Here is a 6,307-nt window from a genome sequence, read left to right as displayed (position 1 = left end):
CGTGCCGCGCCGGCGAAACCCCTGCCCACGAGACACCTCCGGGAAAGGGCGCAGCCCCTCGACACACCACTCCCCGACCGTCCCCCACCCCTCCGCGCACTCCTCGGCCGGTCCCCGATCCGCTCGCCCCCGTATTGACACCGCACTGGTCCAGACCGCACGGTGATCCGCGGAACGGCGGGTACGGCGCGAAGGGGCTCGGGGATGGGTGGGTCAGGGGTCGGTGAGCGGTTCTTCGAGGCCGCCCTCGCACTGCTGGAGCGCGTGCGCGCGGAGGAGGCCGGCGCGATCGAGGCGGCGGGCGAGCTGCTCGCGGACACCGTCGTCGCGGGAGGCCGCCTGTTCGCCTTCGGCGCGGGCCACTCCTCGCTCGCCGCGCAGGACCTCGTCTACCGCGCGGGCGGCCTCGCGGTGATGAACCTGCTGTCCGTGCCGGGCCTGGTCGGCGTGGACGTCCGGCCCGCGACGCTCGGCTCCGCGCTGGAGCGTGTGGACGGCCTCGCCCAGGTCGTCCTGGAGACCTCGCCCCTGCGCGCGGGCGACGCGCTGATCGTCGTGTCCCTGTCGGGCCGCAACCCGCTCCCCGTGGAGATGGCCCTCCACGCGCGCGCACGCGGAGTGAAGGTCATCGGCGTCACGTCGCTCGCGTACGCGCGCGAGACATCCTCCCGCCACTCCTCGGGCACGTTCCTCAAGGACCACTGCGACCTGGTCCTCGACTCCAAGATCCCGGTCGGCGACGCCGAGTTGACCCTCGCCGGCATCCCCGCCCCCTTCGCGCCCGCCTCCACGGCCGTCACCTCGGCCCTCCTCCAGGCGGTGGCGGCGACGACGGCCGCCGCCCTGGCCGCACGCGGCGTGGAACCGCCCCTCCTGCGCTCGGGCAACGTCGACGGCGGCCACGAGTGGAACGCGCGCGTGCTGGAGGAGTACGGCGACCGGATCTTCTACCGGAGCTGAGCGACGGACCCCGCTGGACCCGCTAGCTCGGCCCCTCCCCCGTCGCCCCCGCCAGGTCCAGCGCCGCCGCGATCCGTACGGCGACGTCCTCCGCGTACGTCGTGTCGGCGCGCTCGAAGGCGGTACGCCCGCGCCCGCGCAGGAAGGTGACCGCGCCGAGCGTGCGGCCCCGGCTGCGCAGGACGGTGGACAGGGCGTGGACGGTGTCCTCGGGCCACTGGCGCGTGCGCGCCCAGACGCGGGCCTGGTCGGCGGGGAGGCCGGCGGCTCCGGCGCGGACGGTGCCCGCGCGGGCGACGCACTGGAGCGCCGGGTGGCCCTCGGGGTAGCCGACGGGGAGCCCGGGGTGGGCGCTCAGGGCGCTCGGCCCGGGGCCGCCGACGGGGGTGGCGGCGACGCGCACGAGCCGTACGGGCGTGACGAGGTCGCCGTCCGCGCGCGGGCTGCCGTGGACGCGGTCCAGGTAGGCGTGGTCGGCGAAGCCGGCGAGCGCGAAGTCGAGGTGGACGGTCGCGGCCTCGGCGGGGTCCTCGCACTCGGCCGCAGCACGCGCGGCGCGGTGCAGCTGGTTGGCGCGGAAGCGCAGCAGGGACGCCTCCTGCTCGCCCTGCTTGGCCTCGGTGACGTCCTGGAAGAGCCAGCCGACGCCGAGCGGCACGGGCTCCTCCGCGAGCGGCGAGGAGAGCCGTACGAAGCCGCTGCGCCAGCAGCGCCGCTTCTCGCCGTCGGGGGTGCGCACGCCGATCCACATCTCGGCGGGCGCGGGCGGGGCCCCCTCGGCGAGGACGTGCGTGAGGGCGCTCTCCAGCTCCTGGACGCCGTACGTGAGCAGTTCGCCCAGCGGGCGGCCCAGGACGGCCGTACGGCCCGTGCCGAGCGCCCGCGCGGCGTGCGTGTTGACGACGGCGGGGCGCAGGTCGGCGTCGATCAGGACGACGCCCCAGGAGGCGTCCTCGAACAGGGCCTCGCTGAGCGCGATGGACCGCTCCAGGTCGATCTGCGCGTGCACCTCGCTGAAGGCGCAGTACAGCCCGGCGGGCTTGCCGTCGGGCCCGCGTACGGCGGACGACTGGGTGCGTACGAGGACCCGGCCGCCGTCCTTGGTGAGGAGCGCGAACTCGTGCACCTGGCGCCCGGCCGCGTGCATGGCGGCCATCAGCCGGCCCTCGACCTCCTCGGCGTCCGCGCTGCGCACCGCCCAGCCCGCGAAGCCGCGCCGGCCCACCGCCTCCTCGGCGCTCCACCCGAGGATGCGCTCCGCCTCGCGGTTCCAGTGCGTGACGACCCCGTCGGCGTCGAACGCGCACAGTGCCGCGTCCATGCCGTCCAGCAGCGCGGCGAGCAGGTCGAACCCGTACGGCCCGTCCCTGCCGGGCTCGTCCGGGCCCAGCTCGTCGGTGGTCCCCCTACGCCGGGAAGCGCTCACCTGGACCCCCTGCCAGCGTCGGTTCGCTCACTCGCCCTTCATTCAACTGGAACGTGACTCAGCCCACACGGTGTTCCCGGAAGCCGGTCCGAGATTCGGAATCCTCAGATCGACCCACCAGTCGTCACTCCCGTCCTCCAGGGTGTAGCGCTCGATCTCGGCGAACCCTCGCGCGCGGGCGAAGTCCAGCCCGTCGGTGTTCACGGCCAGTACGCACGTCTCGACGGCCTCGGCACCGAGGCCGCGCGCGTACGCGAGGGCGTGCCGGTACAGCGTGCTGCCGTATCCGCGCCTGCGGAACTCGGGCAGTACGCGCGCGATGACGGTCGCCGTCCGGTCCTCCTCGCGCGGGGGCCGGACCGTCGAGCAGCCGACGAGCACGTCACCGGCGTAGGCGTTCTCCAGCCGGTAGCGTCCCGCGCGCTCCTCGCCCTCGGGCAGGGACAGCGCGGCGGGCGGCACGACGGTGTTGTGGACGTGCCGCCACTGTTCCCATTGGTGTTCGCCCACGGCGGGTTCGATACGGATGCCGATCACACGGAGAGCCGAACACGCACCCGCACGCGTGTCAACGCGAGACGCCCACCCCTTCGAGGAGCCCCACATGATCGACACAGGCCTCTCCGGCAAGAACGTCCTGGTGACCGGGGGCGCGGGAAACATCGGCGGGGCCATCAGCCGCGCGTTCGCCGCGCAGGGCGCGCGCGTGGCGGTCCACTACCTCCCCGGGGAGGCGCCCGCGCCGGACGGCGTCTCCTGGGCCCACGTCACGCCGGACGGGGCGGCGGCCGTGGCGCTGGCGCGGGAGCTGGGCGACGGCTCCTTCGCGACCGGCGCGGACCTGTCGCACGCTCAGGACCTGCCCCGCCTGCTCGACGCCGTCACGGAACGGCTCGGCTACGGCACCTCCACGGCGGCTCTGGAGGCCCTCACGCGGGCTCTGGCGCTCGATCTGGGGCCGCGGGGCATCCGGGTCAACGCGGTCGTTCCCGGGCCCGTACAGACGGGCTGGATGGACGAGGCGCTCGCGGAGCGGGTGGCGGGGCAGGTGCCGCTCGGGCGGGTCGGGGAGCCGGGCGACATCGCGGACGCGGTGGTGTTCCTCGCGTCGCACCAGGCGCGGTGGATCACGGGGCAGGTGGTCCAGGTCGCGGGCGGGCACGCGCTGTGACCCGGGCGCGCGAGTCGTGCCGAAAAACCGGTTGAGGTGTCCCGGCGGTGGTTCCTAGGGTGTGGGGCACACGAGAAGGGAGGTGGTTCGGCAGATGTATGGAAACCGGACGCGTGAGGTGACTGCGGGCTAGCGCCCGTCACCCGCAGTGCGGTGCCGGACTCGCGCGTGAGCGTTGCGCGCCGCCGGCCCAGTCCCAAAGCAGTCACCCGACCCGCGAGTCGCCGGTACGTCCGGCCGGCTCCTCCACGGAGGAACCCGACTCGCGGGTCGCCTGCGTTCCCGGAGGATTTCCGGGGAGTGACCTGCGCCACGTACGAATCTTTCGCCGAGCGGTAACCTCGGGTTCATGCTTCCGCTCGTCCGACGCCGCCACGTGGACTACGTCCGCGTCACGAGCATGGGCTGTCGACGCTCCGTCTGAGCCTCCCGCCCGCATTCCCGGCCGCCTCACACGGCTTTCGCCTCCTGCTCACCCGGCACCCGCGCCCGCGCCCCACCCATGGCGGCGGGCCGGTCCCCGTACACCTACGGACGCACCATGACGAACCCGTCGTACCAGCAACTCCCGATCATCGACCTCTCCGCTGCGGACGCGGGCCCCCGCGCGCGTGCGCGACTGCACGAGCAGCTGCACAGCGCGGCGCACGACGTCGGCTTCTTCCAGCTCGTGGGCCACGGCGTGCCGGACGGCGAGACGGCCGCCCTGCTGACGGCGATGCGCCGCTTCTTCGCGCTGCCGGAGGCCGAGCGCCTGGCCCTGGACAACGTGAACTCGCCGCACTTCCGCGGCTACACGCGCACGGGCGACGAGCGCACCGCCGGCCGCCAGGACTGGCGCGACCAGCTCGACATCGGCGCCGAACGCCCCGCGCGCGTGCCGGGCCCCGGCGAGGCGCCGTACTGGTGGCTCGAAGGCCCCAACCAGTGGCCCGCCGCGCTGCCAGAGCTGCGCACCGCCGCGCTGCGCTGGATCGACCGCCTGAGCGCCGTCTCCGCGAAGCTCCTGCGCGAGCTGCTGGCGTCCATAGGCGCCGATCCCGGCTTCTACGACTCCGCGTTCGGCGCGCACGCGCACCCGCACCTGAAGCTCGTCCGCTACCCCGGGAACGCCGGGAACGGCGCCGACCAGGGCGTCGGCGCGCACAAGGACTACGGCTTCCTCACGCTGCTCCTCCAGGACCGGGTGGGCGGTCTCCAGGTCCAGCGCGAGGACGGCCTCTTCCACGACGTGCCGCCCCTGGAGGGCGCGTTCGTCGTCAACCTGGGCGAGCTGCTGGAGGTCGCGACCGACGGCTACCTGCTCGCCACCAACCACCGCGTCGTCTCCCCGCCGACGGCCGTGGAACGTTTCTCCGTGCCGTTCTTCTACAACCCGCGCCTGGACGCGCGCGTGGAGCCGCTGGTGTTCCCGCACGCGGCGTCCGCGCGCGGGGTGACGACGGACCCGGCGAACCCGCTGTTCGCGGAGTACGGGTTCAACGAGCTGAAGGGCAAGCTGCGCGCGCACCCGCTGGTGGCGGAGCGGCACCACGCGGACCTGCTGTCCCCGGCGTAGCGCCTTGCGCGCGCGTGCCTTTCCGTCGGCCTCGCGCGCGCGTGCGCCGGTCGGCGTCAGCCGGTGAGGCCGTCGTACCCGTCGATCTCGCGCGGGTCGCGGCCCGCCGGACCGACGTACCGCGCGGAGGGCCGCACGAGCCGTCCCGTCCGCTTCTGCTCCAGGATGTGCGCCGACCAGCCCGCCGTACGCGCGCACGTGAACATCGACGTGAACATGTGCGCCGGGACCTCCGCGAAGTCGAGGACGATCGCCGCCCAGAACTCGACGTTGGTGGCGAGCACCCGGTCGGGCCGGCGGGCGTGCAGTTCGGCGAGGGCGGCCTTCTCCAGGGCCTCGGCGACCTCGAACCGGGGCGCGCCCAGTTCCCGCGCGGTACGGCGCAGCACACGCGCGCGGGGGTCCTCGGCGCGGTAGACGCGGTGGCCGAAGCCCATCAGCCGCTCGCCCCGGTCGAGCGCCTGGCGGACGTACGCGTCGGCGTCCCCCGTGCGCTCGATCTCCTCGATCATGCCCAGCACGCGCGAGGGCGCGCCCCCGTGCAGCGGGCCGGACATGGCCCCGACGGCGCCGGAGAGCGCGGCGGCGACGTCCGCGCCGGTGGAGGCGATCACGCGCGCGGTGAACGTCGAGGCGTTCATGCCGTGCTCGGCGGCGGACGTCCAGTACGCGTCGACGGCGGCGACGTGCCGGGGGTCCGGCTCGCCGCGCCAGCGGATCATGAACCGCTCGACGACGGAGCGCGCCTTGTCGATCTCCCGCTGCGGCACCATCGGCCGCCCCTGCCCGCGCGCGGACTGCGCGACGTACGAGAGGGCCATCACAGCGGCCCGCGCGAGGTCGTCGCGGGCCTGGCCCTCGTCGATGTCCAGGAGGGGCTTCAGGCCCCACACAGGGGCCAGCATGGCCAGCGCGGACTGCACGTCGACCCTGATGTCCCCGGAGTGCACCGGGATCGGGAACGGCTCGGCGGCCGGCAGGCCGGGGTCGAACGCGCCGTCGACCAGCAGGCCCCAGACCTTGCCGAACGAGACGTGCCCCACCAGGTCCTCGATGTCGACGCCCCGGTACCGCAGGGCGCCGCCCTCCTTGTCCGGTTCGGCGATCTCCGTCTCGAACGCGACGACTCCTTCGAGACCGGGTACGAAGTCGGACATCAGGCGGCTCCTCGATGTGTGGGGCGGGCGGGTGC

Annotated in this window: 6 protein-coding genes; 3 read left to right on the top strand and 3 right to left on the bottom strand. The window is 74.3% G+C overall.

The features are described 5' to 3' along the window. Nucleotides 1-204 precede the first annotated feature (204 nt). Nucleotides 205-960 (top strand): SIS domain-containing protein, encoded by a 756-nt coding sequence (locus AOK24_RS37975; protein ID WP_055724493.1) that lies wholly within the window; start codon nucleotides 205-207, stop codon nucleotides 958-960. A 22-nt stretch (nucleotides 961-982) separates the two neighbouring features. Here the strand turns inward: AOK24_RS37975 and AOK24_RS37970 are convergent, their stop codons facing one another. Both AOK24_RS37970 and AOK24_RS37965 read right to left on the bottom strand, forming a co-directional pair. Then, entirely contained in the window at nucleotides 983-2,386 is a 1,404-nt protein-coding gene (locus AOK24_RS37970) for a PAS domain-containing protein (RefSeq protein WP_055724492.1), read from the bottom strand. A 42-nt stretch (nucleotides 2,387-2,428) separates the two neighbouring features. Beyond that, nucleotides 2,429-2,896, bottom strand: a complete 468-nt coding sequence (locus tag AOK24_RS37965) for a GNAT family N-acetyltransferase (RefSeq protein WP_240554311.1) — start codon at nucleotides 2,894-2,896, stop codon at nucleotides 2,429-2,431. Between the two features lie 94 nt (nucleotides 2,897-2,990). On the opposite strand from AOK24_RS37965, the gene AOK24_RS37960 reads away from it, so the two are divergent. Both AOK24_RS37960 and AOK24_RS37955 read left to right on the top strand, forming a co-directional pair. After that, complete coding sequence (locus AOK24_RS37960) at nucleotides 2,991-3,557, top strand: SDR family NAD(P)-dependent oxidoreductase (RefSeq protein ID WP_055724490.1); 567 nt, start codon at nucleotides 2,991-2,993, stop codon at nucleotides 3,555-3,557. Between the two features lie 541 nt (nucleotides 3,558-4,098). Next, the gene (locus tag AOK24_RS37955) at nucleotides 4,099-5,115 is read left to right on the top strand and encodes an isopenicillin N synthase family dioxygenase (protein ID WP_055724489.1); all 1,017 of its coding nucleotides are present in this window, start codon (nucleotides 4,099-4,101) and stop codon (nucleotides 5,113-5,115) included. A 56-nt stretch (nucleotides 5,116-5,171) separates the two neighbouring features. Here the strand turns inward: AOK24_RS37955 and AOK24_RS37950 are convergent, their stop codons facing one another. Next, the gene (locus AOK24_RS37950) at nucleotides 5,172-6,272 is read right to left on the bottom strand and encodes a citrate synthase 2 (protein WP_055724488.1); all 1,101 of its coding nucleotides are present in this window, start codon (nucleotides 6,270-6,272) and stop codon (nucleotides 5,172-5,174) included. Between the last annotated feature and the right edge of the window lie 35 nt (nucleotides 6,273-6,307).

Source organism: Streptomyces niveiscabiei (genome assembly GCF_001419795.1).
Classification (GTDB): Bacteria; Actinomycetota; Actinomycetes; order Streptomycetales; family Streptomycetaceae; genus Streptomyces; species Streptomyces niveiscabiei.
This window is presented reverse-complemented; position numbering and strand designations above follow the sequence as displayed.

What these genes read in the sequence shown, in the direction of transcription:
- AOK24_RS37950 (WP_055724488.1), bottom strand. Translation starts at nt 6,272, where the DNA reads ATGTCCGACTTCGTACCCGGTCTCGAAGGAGTCGTCGCGTTCGAGACG.
- AOK24_RS37955 (WP_055724489.1), top strand. Translation starts at nt 4,099, where the DNA reads ATGACGAACCCGTCGTACCAGCAACTCCCGATCATCGACCTCTCCGCT.
- AOK24_RS37960 (WP_055724490.1), top strand. Translation starts at nt 2,991, where the DNA reads ATGATCGACACAGGCCTCTCCGGCAAGAACGTCCTGGTGACCGGGGGC.
- AOK24_RS37975 (WP_055724493.1), top strand. Translation starts at nt 205, where the DNA reads ATGGGTGGGTCAGGGGTCGGTGAGCGGTTCTTCGAGGCCGCCCTCGCA.